15 protein-coding genes are annotated in these 17,047 nt (G+C 37.7%); 1 reads left to right on the forward strand and 14 read right to left on the reverse strand.

The window, feature by feature from the left end; all coding sequences use genetic code 11:
- Nucleotides 1-83: 83 nt before the first annotated feature.
- From SLH51_RS07155 to SLH51_RS07210, 12 genes are all read right to left on the reverse strand, one after another.
- A complete protein-coding gene (locus SLH51_RS07155; RefSeq protein ID WP_335960239.1) occupies nt 84-635 on the reverse strand; it encodes a hypothetical protein in 552 nt (183 codons plus the stop codon).
- A gap of 331 nt (nt 636-966) precedes the next feature.
- Nucleotides 967-2,178: an MFS transporter gene (locus SLH51_RS07160; RefSeq protein ID WP_335960241.1), complete on the reverse strand. Its 1,212-nt coding sequence runs from the start codon at nt 2,176-2,178 to the stop codon at nt 967-969.
- Between the two features lie 124 nt (nt 2,179-2,302).
- Nucleotides 2,303-3,364, reverse strand: a complete 1,062-nt coding sequence (locus SLH51_RS07165) for a Gfo/Idh/MocA family protein (RefSeq protein WP_335960243.1) — start codon at nt 3,362-3,364, stop codon at nt 2,303-2,305.
- Between the two features lie 15 nt (nt 3,365-3,379).
- Nucleotides 3,380-4,243, reverse strand: coding sequence for a sugar phosphate isomerase/epimerase family protein (locus SLH51_RS07170; protein WP_335960244.1), 864 nt, complete (start codon nt 4,241-4,243; stop codon nt 3,380-3,382).
- A gap of 57 nt (nt 4,244-4,300) precedes the next feature.
- Nucleotides 4,301-5,680, reverse strand: a complete 1,380-nt coding sequence (locus SLH51_RS07175) for an ABC transporter substrate-binding protein (protein WP_335960338.1) — start codon at nt 5,678-5,680, stop codon at nt 4,301-4,303.
- A 101-nt stretch (nt 5,681-5,781) separates the two neighbouring features.
- A complete protein-coding gene (locus SLH51_RS07180; RefSeq protein ID WP_335960245.1) occupies nt 5,782-6,663 on the reverse strand; it encodes a carbohydrate ABC transporter permease in 882 nt (293 codons plus the stop codon).
- 11 nt (nt 6,664-6,674) lie between these two features.
- The gene (locus SLH51_RS07185) at nt 6,675-7,616 is read right to left on the reverse strand and encodes a carbohydrate ABC transporter permease (protein ID WP_335960246.1); all 942 of its coding nucleotides are present in this window, start codon (nt 7,614-7,616) and stop codon (nt 6,675-6,677) included.
- A gap of 39 nt (nt 7,617-7,655) precedes the next feature.
- The gene (locus tag SLH51_RS07190) at nt 7,656-8,633 is read right to left on the reverse strand and encodes a Gfo/Idh/MocA family protein (protein WP_335960248.1); all 978 of its coding nucleotides are present in this window, start codon (nt 8,631-8,633) and stop codon (nt 7,656-7,658) included.
- A complete protein-coding gene (locus SLH51_RS07195) occupies nt 8,630-9,634 on the reverse strand; it encodes a Gfo/Idh/MocA family protein (protein WP_335960250.1) in 1,005 nt (334 codons plus the stop codon). The genes SLH51_RS07190 and SLH51_RS07195 overlap by 4 nt, the downstream gene beginning before the upstream one ends.
- A gap of 13 nt (nt 9,635-9,647) precedes the next feature.
- On the reverse strand, nt 9,648-10,637 hold the full coding sequence (locus SLH51_RS07200) for a Gfo/Idh/MocA family protein (protein WP_335960252.1): 990 nt from the start codon (nt 10,635-10,637) through the stop codon (nt 9,648-9,650).
- Nucleotide 10,638: 1 nt separating this feature from the next.
- Nucleotides 10,639-11,493, reverse strand: a complete 855-nt coding sequence (locus SLH51_RS07205) for a sugar phosphate isomerase/epimerase family protein (protein WP_335960340.1) — start codon at nt 11,491-11,493, stop codon at nt 10,639-10,641.
- Nucleotides 11,494-11,518: 25 nt separating this feature from the next.
- Nucleotides 11,519-12,724 carry an ROK family transcriptional regulator gene (locus SLH51_RS07210; RefSeq protein WP_335960254.1) on the reverse strand — a complete coding sequence of 402 codons (1,206 nt, stop codon included), beginning with the start codon at nt 12,722-12,724 and terminating at the stop codon, nt 11,519-11,521.
- A 540-nt stretch (nt 12,725-13,264) separates the two neighbouring features.
- Between SLH51_RS07210 and SLH51_RS07215 the strand changes: the two genes are divergently transcribed.
- Nucleotides 13,265-14,530, forward strand: coding sequence for an L-lactate MFS transporter (locus tag SLH51_RS07215; RefSeq protein WP_335960256.1), 1,266 nt, complete (start codon nt 13,265-13,267; stop codon nt 14,528-14,530).
- 205 nt (nt 14,531-14,735) lie between these two features.
- Here the strand turns inward: SLH51_RS07215 and SLH51_RS07220 are convergent, their stop codons facing one another.
- Both SLH51_RS07220 and SLH51_RS07225 read right to left on the reverse strand, forming a co-directional pair.
- Nucleotides 14,736-15,368: a pyridoxamine 5'-phosphate oxidase family protein gene (locus SLH51_RS07220; RefSeq protein ID WP_335960258.1), complete on the reverse strand. Its 633-nt coding sequence runs from the start codon at nt 15,366-15,368 to the stop codon at nt 14,736-14,738.
- 34 nt (nt 15,369-15,402) lie between these two features.
- Complete coding sequence (locus SLH51_RS07225) at nt 15,403-17,007, reverse strand: amidohydrolase (protein ID WP_335960260.1); 1,605 nt, start codon at nt 17,005-17,007, stop codon at nt 15,403-15,405.
- Between the last annotated feature and the right edge of the window lie 40 nt (nt 17,008-17,047).

Here is a 17,047-nt window from a genome sequence, read left to right on the forward strand (position 1 = left end):
AACACAAATCAGGCACTTATCGCTTCATTGCAGCGAGTGCCTGCTGATTTTCAAACATACTACTCATCTACAGAATCTACTGTTCACGCCTTTTTCCATAAAGTAGCATACTTCTTCCGATATTTACTATCCTCTTCTTTTTCTATCAAATCCAATGCCTTTTGTTTTAGTGACTCATCTTTTTCTTGATCATATAAATTCCGTAGGCATTGGATAATATCAAATCGAACCAAAGTATAATTTTTCTCGTCCATACAGGTAGTAAAGCGTTCAATGAGATGATTGATAACCACCTCTTTTTGTTTTTGTCCAGCTAAACCGACTTTCCAAATAGACTGCAAACTATGTCTAGCCGTGACAAACTTTTCATCTTTCGTCACTTTCCATAAAGCAGGGAAATCCTTTAGTATTCTTTTCTCATGATCACTTTTTGCCAAGCTCGAGAGAAATTGTGCCGCTCTTGACCTTTTGTGATTATCAGAATGAGTTAACTCTTCTTTCAACTTGTCCCAAACTTCATAAGCCCAATCTACTTCTTTTTCTGTCGCCTTTAGTATCTTGTTATAGGCTTCGTATTGAACGTCTTTGTCTTTTGATTCTAGATTTTCAAAATTTGCTTGGGTTATACTGTCCATTTGCTTTGTCTCCTTCTCTTTGGAATCGTATAATTTCACTTTCGTAACGACAGCGCAATATTTAAGTAAGATTGTTCTGCACTTCTACAAACCAAACTTTAAATTTTCAAATCGAATCGAGCTGTGACAATAACGTCACTATTTTAGATGAAACCTATTTAGATTACAACTTCATTCTGTAAAAAACTAGCTTCTATCAATTTATCCGAAACCTATCCTAATGAACCCAACCACCTTTCTCCTTCGTGTAATGTGAAGCAAATATTACTTCAGGTAAACTAACGAATATCATACTAACTTTTTCGTTAGTACTCTCTATTTGGGAATATAGCTACACCGTCTCTTCAAAAATTCTACTTTTGTGGTATCTTTTTTTCATATAATCAACGTATAACTCTTTCAAAATTAAAATCATTGCTATTCCAACGAATATACTCGGTATTCTAAAGATAGTTTGTGAAATACCCTGAATAAGAAGAGGGGTAAAATAACCAATTAATGCAGCCATATCAAAAATGAGGACATAGAGGCTAGAACCAAATCCTGTTCGATTGATAAACATCCGTTGCACATACCCCATTGCAACTCCTAAAAGGATCGAGACGTAAAAAGAATAGAATGGTTGAACAATAAAAAAGATAATTATAGAGGAACTACTCATATAGGTAATATAAACAATAAAAGCAAAAATACTTCCTGCCAGAATAATTCGCTTTGATCCATATTTAAACGCCCAATAGCCCGCCAACGTCATAAAGAGCAATTCAAAGATCGCCTGAACACTCCATAAATAAGACATCAGCTCTGGCTTTCCAAATAACTCATTAACGACTAAAGGCAAATAAAGACCTCTTAATGAATCACTTGATGCAAGTAACAATAAAGCAATTAACATCGTGAGGGAGAATGGCTCACCACTTCCCGTTGCAGCCCTTACCTTCGTTACTGGTTCATCCAACTCCTTATAAGATAAGAGCAAGATCAACAAGAGAACGTAGCCCACTAAGTTCCCCCATAGCACACCTTCAAATGTAGCAACGAGAAATAAATTCGCCCCTACTAATAGCCCACTAAAAAAACCAATGCTTAAACTAGAGCGTAACCATAGCTGACACATTTCCACCATAGTAGGAACTAGTCTTAAATAGTGAATACGCGACATTGCAAACAGTTGACCCATAATTAATCCTGAGGGAGCTGTAGCAATCGACATTCCGATTAAAGCAGTCGTAAAATCTGTTGCCCTCATATAATAAAGCAAACCCGTGATACAAAAGATTGTAGCAATAAGTGGGATTCGTTTCCTTTTTCTCATCTTATCACTAATGATTCCGATCGTGACTGTAAAAATCATTTTCAAAGTTAATGAAGAAGCAAAGACTACGGCTACTTCCCCTTTTGACAAGCCGACTTCATCACTCAGGTAAATTGCATTCATTGGGGCTAAAATACCTAAAGCTAAACCATAGAAAAATAAAGTGAACACTAATTTTGTTGATCCTTTTACATTAAAAAACATCTTTACATCGGACAATAACTGCATGTTTATTCCCCTTAACGTTCTCCCTGTTGGAAGTAAAATAATTTTACGCTATTTTTACAAATGAATATTTGCAAGCAACAAAGGCAAGGACTCTGTCCCTGCCTTTTCAATTGACCTTACTCAACTAATCAAATTGTATCTCAATCCCTTTTTCACTTGATTCATAGATTCCAGTTAAGATTTTAATTATTTCAACTCCGTCTTCAACGGGGCTCAAAGTCTCCTTCTGTCCTAAACAACTTAACACAAAGTGGTCTATTTCATGTTGGAAGCTCTGAACAAAATCAAAAGTTAAAGAATCGACTTGAGGGGTCACATTAAAAATGGTATCGTGCTTTTCTGTAATAAGAGCGAGTTCTGGTTCTAGTTCTGCCCCGCCTTTGTCCCCATATAATTTTACTGAAATATGATCTCCTTTTGCATGTAAGGTAAAGCTGACATCGACCATTAACGATGCTCCATTCTCAAAACGGATTAGAGCATTTGCTAAATCTTCGACTGTATTTTTGTTGGGGGCATAGTCCGCTGCTTTGTAAAACGATAAGTTTTTGACGTTGGAACGATTTCCTAATTTATTATAAGTATTCCCCGTAATTGATTTCACTTTAGGCTTGCCCATTAAATACCAACAAATATCAATTACGTGAACACCTAAATCAATGAGTGGGCCACCACCTGATCTTTCTTTATCGGCAAACCAACCTCCTGGATTTCCTAGTCTGCGTAAGCAAGAAGCTTTTGCATAATAGATTTCCCCTAGCTCACCCGCATCAATTGACTTTTTAATAATATTTGTATTTGTTGCATAACGACGGACAAAGCCTACTTGAAGTAGTTTACCAGTGTCTTTAACTGTCTCTTCAATTTGCTTTGCTTCCTCTACCGTTGTACACAGCGGCTTTTCAACTAACACGTTTTTCCCAGCCTTTAATGCAGCAATGGCAATAGGGGCATGAGAGTTGTTCCACGTACAAATACTAACGGCATCAATTTCCTTATCCTCTAATAAAAGGTGATAATCACTATATATTTTGCTAGCATTGTATTTCTCTGCTTTTGCTTGTGCTCTTTCTGCATTCTTATCACAGACCGCAACCAACTCAGCTTGCTCATTTTTTACATACGATTGCAAATGAGAATCAGATATAGAACCGACTCCAATTACGCCTATTTTAATTTTTTCCATGTGATCATCCCTTCCCTATACTTCTTCCCAAATTCTCCTGACATTGTCTAAACTAATCTTGGACCCTTGTTTACACTCTTCCATTCCTTCAAATTCAATCGAAACATAATTATCATAACCATACTGTTTAATTAATTTAATAATTTCATACATATCAAGATCTCCATGTCCGATGATCGATCCTCTTAAAAAATTTCCAGCTTCCGTTTGAAACCAGCCTTCACCCGGATTCTTATAAAAAGGTCGATAATAAAAATCCTTTATATGCAGCATGGATGTATAGGGTAAACTTTTCTTAATTGCCGAAAGTGGATTCTCATCTACACACAAGAAATTCCCTGTATCCAATGTAGTTTTAAAATTTGGTCGATTGACATGGTTTACTAAGCTCAAAACTCTATCACTTGCTTGAACATAGAATCCATGATTTTCTACACTAGTTGTTATGCCATAATCACTTGCAAAATCAGCAATTTGTTGACAAGCTTCTACTAGTCTTGGTAAATCCTTTTCGAAATTTCCGATTGAATTATCCCCAATTGGTCTCCACGCTACATCATGCCTCATTAGTTTTATCCCTAACTCATTAGCAATACGCACATGCTTTTTTACTCGTTCAATTTCTTGTTCATATGAATGATTATCATCAGTAATGAAATTTGCTCCAATGGCATAATTCGAAAGTTCAATCCCTGTATTCTCAGCCTTTTTTCTTACTGCTGCCACTAGTTGTGGATTGTCGTCTAACGTAAACCCTAAAGGAACAATTTCAACATGGTCAAACCCCTGTTCAGCGCCCCACTGAATTACATCAAGGATGTCGAACTCCTTTGATTTTAGCGCTGAATACAAACTATACGAACTTAATCCTAGCTTCACGTTGTAACCTCCAATTTTTTGGTGTGGCAAGTGCCACATCCAAATTGATCAGTATTCTTATTGATGTGCAGACCAGTTCTCCGCACGCTTTTGTAAATCATCGAGAGTTGATTGTATATTTGGTGTATTGCCATTATGGGCATTACTGATAAACCCGTTAATAATGGGTGTCATTTCACTACCAAAGAAAGGATTTGCTTCATCCATAAGTGTTGCTTGTGAAACAGCAGCGATTTCCATCGCAGTTAGCATGTACTTATCTTCATCGGTAACAAAATCAGCCTCTGCTAATGTTGGTGTGTACGTGAAATTTTCGTAAGCGAATTTCTGAGTCTCATAGCTAGTCATAAACTTCAATACTTCCCATGATGCATCAAGATCTTGAGGTTCTTTCGCCATAACGAATGGATCAACTGCGACCCACCCTTCTCCATTTGGTCCTAAATTTAACGAAGAACCATAACGATCTAATAAATCAGTATTTCCAGATGCTTTCACTTCACCCATTGTGCTTGCTCCTGAAGCATCTAAGAAAATAGCAATATTATTATTGTTTTCTAAACCAAAGTTTTCATTTCCTTGGCTATTCAAGAAGGCAGGTGGTGCATATTGTGCTGCTTCTTCTAACCATTCAAAGACTTTAACCATTTCTGGTGAATTTAAATCCCAATCAATATTTTTCAGGTCGTTAAGTGTGCCTTCCCCCCCTGTTACTCCATAATAATGAGTTAATGCTACAAAAGTTGCTGCATTCAATGATTTCCCGTCCCACCATAGTCCGTAGTTCATCTCACCAGTTTCTGGATTCTCACCCGTCATTTGTTTCGCTTTCTCTAAAATTTCTTCTGGCGTTGGATTTTCAGAAAGATGTTCAACTCCCCATTCGTTAAAGATCTTTGTGTCATACATCGTTACACGTCTTCCAAGAACGGCTGGAATTCCAAAATGAACACTTTGATCAAATGATTTCGTGCTATAAGAACCTTCCCATATTCCGCTTAGGTACATATCCGGATCAAAACTCTCATCACCCTCAATTAATTCATCTAATGGACGTAGTAATCCTCTTTCCTGCCATTGTGAAGCAAAGGCTCCACCTGTATAAAGAACATCAACATCACCTGATTGAAGCATTGCCGTTTGACTGGCTTGTGCATTTTCCCATGGAACTTGATACAATTCTAATTTAATATTTGGATATCTTGGCTTAAACTCTTTTTCAACATATTCATTTAATCCCATATTTTCAACTCCGGTAATGGGGTCAATCCCGCTTTCTAGTTGCCAACCAGCTAAAGCGACACGTACAGTAGCTTCCATATCTGATACTACGTCAACATCTGAAGCTTCACTATCCGTACTACTCGATGAACCTCCACAAGCAGAAAGTGCAGTTACCATAACAACAGCAAAGACGCTAAAAAGAAATCGTTTCATCAATGTTATTCCCCCCTATTTTTCATAGATATTTAACCTTTGCCACTGACTTAGATGACATGAACCTGTGAGTAGAACCACCCCCTTTCTATTTGATTTCACTATTGTTTAATCCCTGAAAGAGCGATACTTTCGACAATATATCTCTGAAGGAATAAGTACAAAACAATGACTGGTAATAAACTTACGGTTGTCGCTGCCATGATAACAGATGGCAAAGGCAAATCTTTATTATAGGAGAACATCGCTAAACCTAACTGAATCGTAAATTTGTCTGGTGTCTTTAATGCTAATAAAGGCCAAAGTAAATCGTTCCATACTGCTAAAAACTGAAGGATGACCATCGTTGCTAAAATCGGAATACATAAAGGTAAATAAACTTTTAGAAATACGATCACTTCATTTGCTCCGTCAATGATGGCAGCTTCTCTCAAGCTTCCAGGGAGTTGATCGATAAATGCTTTTGCTAAAAAGGTACCAAAAGCAAAATTTAATGCTGGAAGAAAGAATGCCCAATATGTATCTAGCAGCTTTAATTGTCCAAACAATAGATACTGTGGAATCATTGTCATTTCAAAAGGAATCATCATCGTACTTAAAGCAAGCACGAGAACAATACTAGACCCTCTAAACTTTAATTTGGAAATCGCGTAACCAGATAACAAAGCGGAAACAAGGCTAATGATGATGACTCCACCCGAAACAATTAATGAATTTATCATGTATTTAAACATTGGTATGTTCGTAAATGCTAGTTGGTAAGTTCTGATTGAGGGATCCTCAGGCCAGAACCTTGGAGGAAATGGAATGCTTAATCTTGCCGCCCAGTCAAAGGAGGTAATCACCATCCAAAGAAAGGGGATAATCATAACTAGTGATCCAAGTGAAAGGACGATTGTTAAAATTATGTTTCCTAATTTTTTAGTACGCTTCGTTTGTTTTATACCTTTACTCGTTGTGGTATTTAAAATAGATGTTTTCATCCAATCACCTCTCAATCAAAGTTATTTCTTCGGTTAAAGCGGAGTAATAAAATCGTTAAAATAAGGATAAAAATAAATAAGATGTACGAAGCTGCTGTTGCAATTCCCATTTGTCCAGAAAGGAACGCATTCCGGTAGATGTACAGCACTGCAGTCATGAGAGACCCACTTGGATTTCCAGCTGTTCCACCGATTAACCAAACATCTGTAAAGCGTTTCATAGCATTTATCGTCCCAATGATGATCATAAACATAATGATCGGTCTTAAATAAGGGATAGTGATATACCACCATTTTTTTAGCCAGCTAGCCCCATCAACTTCAGCAGCTTCATACAAATCTCTCGGAACACTTGTAAGAGCTGCAATAAAAATAATCGTATTATAGCCAAGCATTCCCCAAAGCGTCATTAAGACAATACTAAAACGTGCGTATTTCGGATCCGTAAACCAACCGACTGGGTCAATGCCAACAAAACCAAGAACATAGTTTAGCAATCCTTCACTTCCAGGATTAAATAAAAAGGAGAACAAAATACTTGTGGCAACTAAAGAGACAACGTTAGGTAGGAAATAGACACCTTTAAAGAAATTTTTTAATTTATGACTTGCTAAGTTATGAATCAAACTGGCCAGAATAAAAGAGGAAGCTACCCCTAAAACAACAGCGAGAATTCCCATATAAAAAGTATTATAGATCGACCTCCAAAATAATGAATCTGATAATACGTATGAATAGTTACTAATCCCCACCCAAGCCCCTTCATAAGATTGGCCTCTCTTAAAGCTTAATACTAACGCTCCAAACATAGGATAAATAGAGAATGCAAGAATTCCTATTAATAGGGGGGCGGAAAATAAGAACCCCGCCCAATCACGACTCGTAAGAAACTTCTTTTTATTTAATACTAGATTCGGATTGTTTTTTGGTATTGGTACTTCTACTTTTGGCATATCATCACCCCTTTTTGAAAAATAACGAAGCTAGTACTCTTACGTAAGCGTTACCACTTGTTGATGTTCATTTGATTCATAGGCTGCTTTAACGACTTCTAACGCTCTTAATCCGTCTTCTCCAGTAATAGAAGGTTGTAAATCGTTTAGAACATTATTTATAAAGTCGTCAATCAGTCCTTTGTCCATATCATCCCCCCAGAACAAATCCTGTACTTTCCCATCTGCATCATTAAAGTAGAGGGAACTTTGTTTAAGGGCATCGATAGAGAGGCTTCCTTTTGTTCCGAGGATTTCCATTTTCACATCACCCCAAGTTGAAAACGTAGCAGGTCTAGACCAACTAGGGTCAATGCTGACAATGACACCAGATTGTAATTCAATAGAAACCATTCCACAGTCTTCTACTTCGATATCATAAAACCTGGTATCTAATTCAGCATAAACATTTTTAACCTCATCCTTTAAGAACCAACGAATGACATCCATCAAATGGACAATATGGTCAGTGGCAGCCCCGCCTCCAGAAAGCTCTTTTTCAATGAACCATCCCCCTGGCATTTGCCCATGGTTTGTAGCGTTAATCGCCATGACCTCTCCAATCGCACCAGAAGTTATGATTTCATAAGCTTCTAGAATAGCAGGGGAAAAACGAACTGGGAAAGCAATCTGAAACATGATACCTTCTTGTTCACACGTTTGAATCATTTCCTTTGCATCGTTAATTTCAGTTGCAATTGGCTTCTCACAGAGAATATGCTTCTTAGCACGCGCAGCTGAAAGGACATGCTCCTTGTGGTTTGCATTTTCTGAACAAACAATTACAGCTTCAACATTGGACTTTAGAAACAAATCCAAATCATCATAATAATCACAGGTAAATTCACGGGCCATTTTGTTGCCTCTATCTTGATTGTTATCCCAAATACTAACAAGCTCTGCCTGAGGGTGCTTTAGTAAACATCTGGCATAACTTAAAGCATGCATGTGAGCGAAACTGATGATTCCTATTTTCATTTCAGCACCTCCGATTGTTTAAGAAACACTGGCTTGCCCAATCTTACAGAAGTTATTGCAGCCTCTGCAATTTCAACTGATTTCAAAGCATCATTATACGAAACAATCGGTTCTTCTCCCTTTTCAATGCACTCCTTAAAATGGGCTAACTGCCTATCTAAAGGAGACCTTTCGAGGATGCTTGTTGGTACAATTAATGGGAGAAGTTCCTTCTCTTCTTCAAGCAGCTGCATTTGAATAGGTTTACTTTCATTGCTATTATAAGAAATCATTCCTTTTTTACCTGCCAGCTCAAATGAAGCCTCAAATTCTAACTTTGACCAAGAAAGTTCAACATGTGCGATTGTTCCATTTGTCATTCGGAGCATTACTAATGCATACTCGATCGGATGATTTTCTCGTATAATCACTTTTTTCCTTGCCATCACTCGCTCAACTTCACCAAATGTCCATCTGAGCCAATCAAAATCATGAATGCCAAGATCTAAAATGACCCCTCCACTTTTAGATTGATCACCATACCAAGCATCCTTCCCTCTTGGAAAGGGTGCACCACGAGATAATCGTACTACTCCAGGCTCTCCAATGGCACCTTCCTTCACTTTTCTCCATGCGTCTACATATTCCGGGAAGAAACGTAACACCTGTCCAACAAATAATTGAATCTTTTGCTCCTTACAAACGTCAATAATCGAACGGCACGAATCGACATTTAAAGCCAAAGGTTTCTCGCATATGATATGTTTACAATATTTAGAAGCTTCCTTGATACTCTCTTCATGCAAATAAGTAGGTAGACATATATCAATGACATCGACATCAACATTCAATAACTCTTGTAATGTTTCAAGGCTGCCACACGCATAAGTTTCTGCTAACTCGTCTCTTTTTTCATTATTTCTTCCAATAATCCCAACTATCTTAACACCGCTTTGATGAGACCAGGTGTTAAGGTGTAAACACCCCATCACACCAGTCCCAACAACAACTACTTTCAACATAAAGGCACCTCTTTTATTGAGTAATTGTAAAATCTACTAACTCTGAAACTTTTATTGGGAGACCTAATTCATTTGATTTATTCGCACCAATAGTAGCTGCCAATGTCTTTACCCCATCGTCATAGGAAGAAAGGAGTAATTCTCGCTTTCCTACCATAATGGCTTCAATAAAACACTTATCCTGTTCCTCATAAAAATTAACCTTCGATTTGTAAGTAATTGTCTGATCCTTCTCAACTATCGTTAAATTGACTCCATCAAGAATTACCCTAAATTCTTTCCCTAAAATTTCGATTCCTGATTGATGATCGGCTTGGGTGAAAGAACTATCAAGATGTCCGACTGCACCAGATGTATATTTGACATTAACTGACGTCACATCAGGTATGTCGATATTCGGAATATCTGTTAATAGCTGCAAGCTCATATTCGCATAGACTTCCTCTATTTCTCCACCTAGATAACGCATTAAATCTAAGGTGTGGGTTGATTGTTCCACTAACTGGCCGCCCGATTTATCTAGTTGTCTATACCATGGTATTTGTACAAAAGACGTAATATAGTGTCCCCTTACCATTCCAATCTGTTTATTCATTAAGTATTCTTTCGCTCTGGCTACTGTGTCTAAATAACGTAAGCAATACCCTACTCCGCAAATAACCCCTGAGTTCTTTATGATTTCCGCTTTCTTTTGAACCGTCTCCATTTCCAATCCTAATGGCTTCTCTACCATTAAATGAATACCGCGTTCAACTATTTTTTCTTCTATATCTCCATGAGCAAATGGAGGTACGCAGACAAAAATTGCATCCAGTGTTTCCTTATCTAGCATTTCATCTAATTCCGTATATGAGATAGCTCCGTACTTCGCTCCTGCTTTTTCCGCATTCTCTTTTGCTATATCGCAAACGGAGACGACAACGGCATTTTTATTTTTAGAAACATTCTGCAAATGAACATCTGCAATTCCCCCTACTCCGACAAAACCAACTCGTACTTTCATATTATACTTCCTCCTTTAACAGTACATCTTTGGCTAAAATAATATCCATTTGATTTGCCGTATCAATGGCTGCTTGTTTTGGACTACTTGCATAAGGTGAAATTTCGGCTGTAATCGTATCTGTATATCCGATCTCATCTAAAGCCTTCTTGACTGCTGGCCAATTCACGTCTCCTGCAAGTAGTGGGACAAATCCCGTAATATTTCCAACCTTTGTGTTAAAATCTTTTACATGAATTTTTGTAATGCGGTCCCCAAGGGTCTTAATCCATTGCTCTGGAAAGCCAAATTGAAGCACATTTCCAACATCAAAGTAGGCTTTTGCATACTCCGAACCAAGTTCATCAATATATCGCGCCATTTCGAGCGGAGACAATAGAAATTTATTCCAAACATTCTCAATCCCAATCTTAACCGAAAACCGCTCTGCTACTTCAAGTACTTCCTTAAGTTCATTCTGACTTCGCTCATAGCAATCACTATAGCTCGTTTCTGAACTGACAGCTCCCGGAACAACTAGTACACTATCCATTCCCATTATATTTGCTAGTTCAAGTTGCTTTATGACAACATTTTTCCCTTGCCTTCTTACTTCTTCATCAGGTGAAGATAATGGAAACTTCCATAATAAGCTCGTTGACAAACTCTTTAATGTTAAGTCGTAGGAAGAAGCTAATTTTCGTATGTCTTGAGCTTCGCTTGCTGTCGTTTCCATTGTTAATCCGATACCACCAACTGGATTAAGGTTCAGTTCAACCGCATCAAATTCCGCCTCTTTACTATATTCAAAAACTTTTTCTAATGGAGTTCCATCAGGATAACACCATTGATTTATACCTTTTAACAAACAAATCATTCCTTTCAAGAATAGTCACCTATTATTAACTCGTTGTTGTAAAGGAAAATTGAAATTTATCTTGAAGCAATACCGATGCCGCACCTATCATTTCAAATTCCTCCCCAAGTGAGGTCGAACAAATTTCATAGTCTTGGTGAATCGTATATTTATTAACTAGCTGTTTTACTTTTTCAATATATACGGGGTTTTGATAAACCACTTCCCCACCTAGTATGATGGCATGAGGGTTACATAGGTTAACGAGATTGACAAGACTTGTTGATAAATAATGAATTGTTTCATTCATAATCGTTAATGCGAGCTCATCCTCTTGTAGTACAGCTTTTCTAAATATCGCAGGTGAAATATCAGTCAACTGACCCTTCACCATTTTTTCCATTATTGATTCTTTGCCATTCGTAATGGCGGAAATAATTCTTGAAAATATAGCAGGCCAACTTATGTAATTCTCAAGACAGCCCTTATTACCACATTCACACTGAATGCCACCTCTATCAATGCTTGTATGCCCTAATTCACCTGCACTTCCATTATGACCACGGTAAATATCTCCATTCAAAAGAATTCCAGCTCCAACACCGTCACCAATCGTAATGTAAACAATATTTTGGTATTTTTGATAATCACCGAATTGTTTTTCTGCAAGAATATACGCATTCGTATCATTGTCTAACCAAACATTTTTCTTGAAGCGTTCTTCAAGTATTTTCTTTATTTGAATATCCTTCATCTTCATTTTTGTGTTTAATAGAATAACACCTTTCGAAGAATTGACGATCCCTTGTGAGATGATCGATATCCCGATACACCTTTCATAGAATAAGGTATTCTCGATAAAATCCGTAGTTATATCAGAAATAAAGTCAATTACTTGTTCTCCATAATATCCATGGGCAGCATATGTCTGCTTTCTTCGTACTTTGGCTTCTAAATTCATCTCTGCTATCGTAATCGTTGAACTTCTAATCGAGATGCCAATCAAAAATTGGCTATCTGGAGAAAATCGAACGAGAATCGGTTTTCTCCCTCCCTTTGAAGTCCCGAATCCATCTTCACAAACTAATCCTTCCTGAATCAATTCGTTAACAGCAGCTGTCACCGTCGTTGGACTAAGATTATTTTTTTGAGCTAGGTCACTTCTTGAAATAGGTCCAAGTTGTCTAATTGCATCTAAAATAATCGAACGATTTAATTCTTGAATAAATTTTAAATCGCCAGTTCTCCTCATTTACAGATACCACCTCCTTTTTAAGAATTTATTTACTTTTTACAGTGACCAAAAAATCTGACAGAATAACAAATAGATTGGAGTGACATTCCGTTTTAGGTAGTAAATAACGTATGAAATACTAGATGTGGTTGCATAAGTACAAGCAAAACAAATTCAAGTACAAAGCTAAGAAGTAGAGTTTTGTGGAAGTTTAAACAGAGTAGATAGGAAACATTTGCATTTCTGAGGTGTAAACTTACTTTTTCCAATGCCTTTAGTAAGTTGTTAAAAACAATTTATCATATCTTCAAAATTGTTTCAATATTAAAAATAAATTTCAGAGTCACACTTTCTGACAAAATCCATTTTCAAACAACATTATCATCCTTTTTCATCACTTGTATTGTAAGATATTAGCTATTTTAAGTTAACATCTATTTACCTAATAAAGAAACTTAAATTTATAAATTTTTTAATTAGTTTGATTTTTTATCCACTGGGTTATATCCTATATATGTAAGGGTTTACAAAAATGAGATAAAGAGAAGGAGGAAACACATGAAGATAACTAAAAATAGATGGCTAATTGCTATGTCTGCTATTGCCATTCACATTTCAATTGGTGCAGCTTACGCTTATAGCGTTTACACCTATCCGATCAGTGAACAAATGGGCTGGACTGCAACAGAAGTAACGATTGCATTTACAATTATGATGGCGCTTGCAGGATCCTCTGCCGCCTTGTTTGGAAAATTTGTTGAACGAAATGGACCACGAAAATCTGCAATGGTGGCTGCTATTTTATTTGGAATCGGGCAAGCAGGATCTGGTGTGGCAATCGCGGTTGGTTCACTGCCTTTATTTCTTCTTACATACGGTTTAGCTAGTGGGCTTGGACTTGGTATTGGATATATCTCACCCGTATCCACACTCGTGAAATGGTTCCCTGATAGAAGAGGATTAGCAACCGGCATGGCCGTACTTGGCTTTGGAGCTGGTGCTCTCATTACAGCGCCAGTCGCAGCAAGCATGATGGAAGGAATTGGAATCACAAATACATTCTATGTACTCGGTGCCTGCTATTTTGTCCTTATGATGCTTGGTGCCTCCTATATCGCCCCTCCCCCAGAAGGTTGGATGCCGGATTCAATGAAGAAAGATATTGCTTCTGGTCGGAAAGTTGTCAAAAAAGATTTGCAACAACTAACGTCAAAAGAAGCGGTTAAGACGAAACGCTTTTGGATGCTTTGGACGATGATGCTCATTAATACAACGGCTGGGATTATGATGATTTCTGTCGCTTCTCCTATGGCTCAAGAAGTTGTGGGGTTAACAGCTGCTTCAGCTGCTTCAATGGTTGGAATTATGGGGATCTTTAATGGTGGAGGTAGACTTGGCTGGGCAGCTGTCTCTGACTATATTGGACGCCCAACTGTTTTCATCATTTTCTTCTCTATCCAAATTGTCGCTTTTTTAACACTTCCTTTTATTACAAGTATTATTTTGTTTCAAATTCTAATTTTACTTGTTGTTAGTTGTTACGGTGGTGGTTTCTCAAACTTACCAGCATTTGTTGGTGATTTATTTGGGACGAAACAGCTCGGTGCCATTCATGGGTACTTGTTAACTACTTGGTCTCTTGGTGGGGTATTTGGCCCAATGATTGTGTCTCAAATTAGAGAAAGAACGGATAGTTATATTCCTGTTTTTTATGTATTCTCTGCTTTAATTCTATTGGCTTTTATCGTTTCGATTATGATGAAGCTAGATATTAAAAAAAGCGAGAAGGCTTTACGAGAGAAACAACAACATGCGGTTTCATAGAAGTAGTTTAATTTTAGTTGATTCCCGACAGACTAACTAGTCAGTCTGTCACGAGAAGAAGAGTAAAAGTCAACTCGAGGGGCGACCCTTTAATGAATTCATTCGTTGAAAAACTTTATCACTTAATTGAATATTTTTCAGTTGAACAAGCAAAGAGGCTCATTCTATTACTGAAATGAGCCTCTTTGCTTCAGTAAAAAACGAGTTAATATAAATGTTTCTCATAACTCGCTTTGAGGTCCTCTTCAATTACCTCTACTTCTACATCTGGTAAATGAATATGATCCTTTAATATCCTCGCCACAGAAGGAAGTAATTCTTTCTCAGACCATGAATCTGGATTCCAAAGACCAGATCGTATAAAGGCCTTGGCACAATGAATGAAACATTCTTCTACTTGAATACCAATTCCTAAAACAGGCTTTTTCCCTTGCACTTGCATCTTTTCTAATAGGTCATCATCAGTAATTAACACTGCTTTCCCATTCACCCTTAATGTTTCACCTAATCTTGGAATAAAGAAGAGAATTCCAACTTGAGGATTCGCTAATATGTTTGTAATCGAGTCCATCCGCCGGTTTCCTGGTCTCTCGGGAATGACAAAATGATGGTCATCAATAATGTGAACAAAGCCTGGGGCATCCCCACGCGGAGACACATCACACGCCCCATTGCTATCTGCTGTTGCAAGAGTTAAAAAAGGGGACTTTGCCATAAAATCTCGACAATGCGAGTCCAAAGCGGGAATAACTTTCTTTTTTACACCCTCACTTGGATACCCTGCAAGTGCCCTAAGTTCTTCTTCAGATGTTATCACGTTTTTAAATACTTGATTCAACCCATTTTCCTCCTTCTCTTTATCCAATGATTTTCTATGTTGAATGGACCAACTGACCATCTAAATACGTATGCAGCACATTTATTTGATCAATCTCATTTACATCCATGTTCAAAATATCCCTATCTAAAATAATAAAATCTGCACAATACCCAACTTTTAATTGTCCAACATTCGCAATACGCGCGATCTCTTGAGCATGACGAGTATACAAGTCAATTGCTTCTTCTACCGTAACACATTCACTTAGATTATACGTTTGTCCCGTATAGGCAGTTCGAGTCACTGCTGCCTTGATTCCAATAAATGGATTAGATGTATCAGCCCATGATGTGGCTGGAGCATCTGAAGAGATGGCGACTTTCGCTCCCAATTGTATCATCGTTTTTAATGGATAAGATTGATTAGTTCTTTCTGAACCTAAGTTTGTCAGATAGCTGTTAATTTCTGCAAACAAAAAGATTGGCTGGGTGACAAAGCTGATTCCTATTTCAATTGCTTTTAGTAGCGTCTCTTTCTTAGGCAAGGCTGCATGTTCAATTCGGATGGACGGTGCATCTTTTATCCAATTGTGCTGTCTATGAAATGTGTCGACAATTTGCTCAATTGCTCGCTCCCCCATCGCGTGCACGACTAATTGAATGTCATGTTTCTTTGCAACCTTTGCCGCATCTACTAATTCCTCAGATGTCGTTGTCGATAAACCAATATTTTCTCGCTCATTTTTATAAGGACTGTCTACCCATGCCGTTTTTCCTGAAATGCTCCCATCTGCAAAAAGTTTTATTCCACCAATGTGTAAGAAGGAATTGCGATTCAATTTATGAGTTGCTAATACTTCCTCGCTTCGGCTAATCTCCTCCCATAAATAATAAAGAACCGTTCTTTGTTTGTAACCAAATGTGTAAGCTTTCATAAAGAGGTCATAGAAATTGGTTGATAATGACGTTGCCATTAATTCAGTGGTCGAAGTAATTCCTTGAGTAAACAATTTCTCACTAAATGTTGCAAGTCGTTGTGCCTGCTCATCAATCGTTGGCTCAGGTATCACACTGTATATAAACTCTCTTGCTTTCTCTTTAAAGATCCCAGTCAGTTCTCCCTTAGCATTCACATCAATTTCTCCACCTGTAGGTGACACCGTCTTTTCATTTATACCAGCTAATTGCAGTGCCACACTATTAACTACGATGATGTGCGAACACGTTCTTGTTAAAATCACAGGGACATCAGGGGCTACTTGATCTAAATCCCACCGAGTGGGCGACCTTTGCTCAGTTAATTTCACCTCATCGTACCCCCACCCACGAATCCAAGTATTGTGAACTTGGGCACTGAGCTCGTCATACTTTTTTTGAATTTCTCCTTGCATCTCAAAAATAGAATGGACTTTCGGCGGGCCACAATAAATTTGTTGATCAACATCAGCTAACATTACAGGATGCATGTGGGCATCAATGATACCTGGCAATACTCTTCTCCCTTGTAAGTCAATCCCTTCTGCATCTGACATCCCCTCTTTTATTTCTGCCTGATTCCCAATCCATATGATCTTCCCTGCCTCAACAATCATCGCCTCTGCATGAGGTTGATTAGGATTAGAAGTATAAATAAAGCCATTATAAAATAATTTCTTCACGTTGATCCCCTCCGCAAATCTATGTAATTTTTACTAACTT

The sequence above is a fragment of the Halalkalibacter kiskunsagensis genome (assembly GCF_037027555.1).
Lineage (GTDB): Bacteria > Bacillota > Bacilli > Bacillales > Bacillaceae_D > Halalkalibacter > Halalkalibacter kiskunsagensis.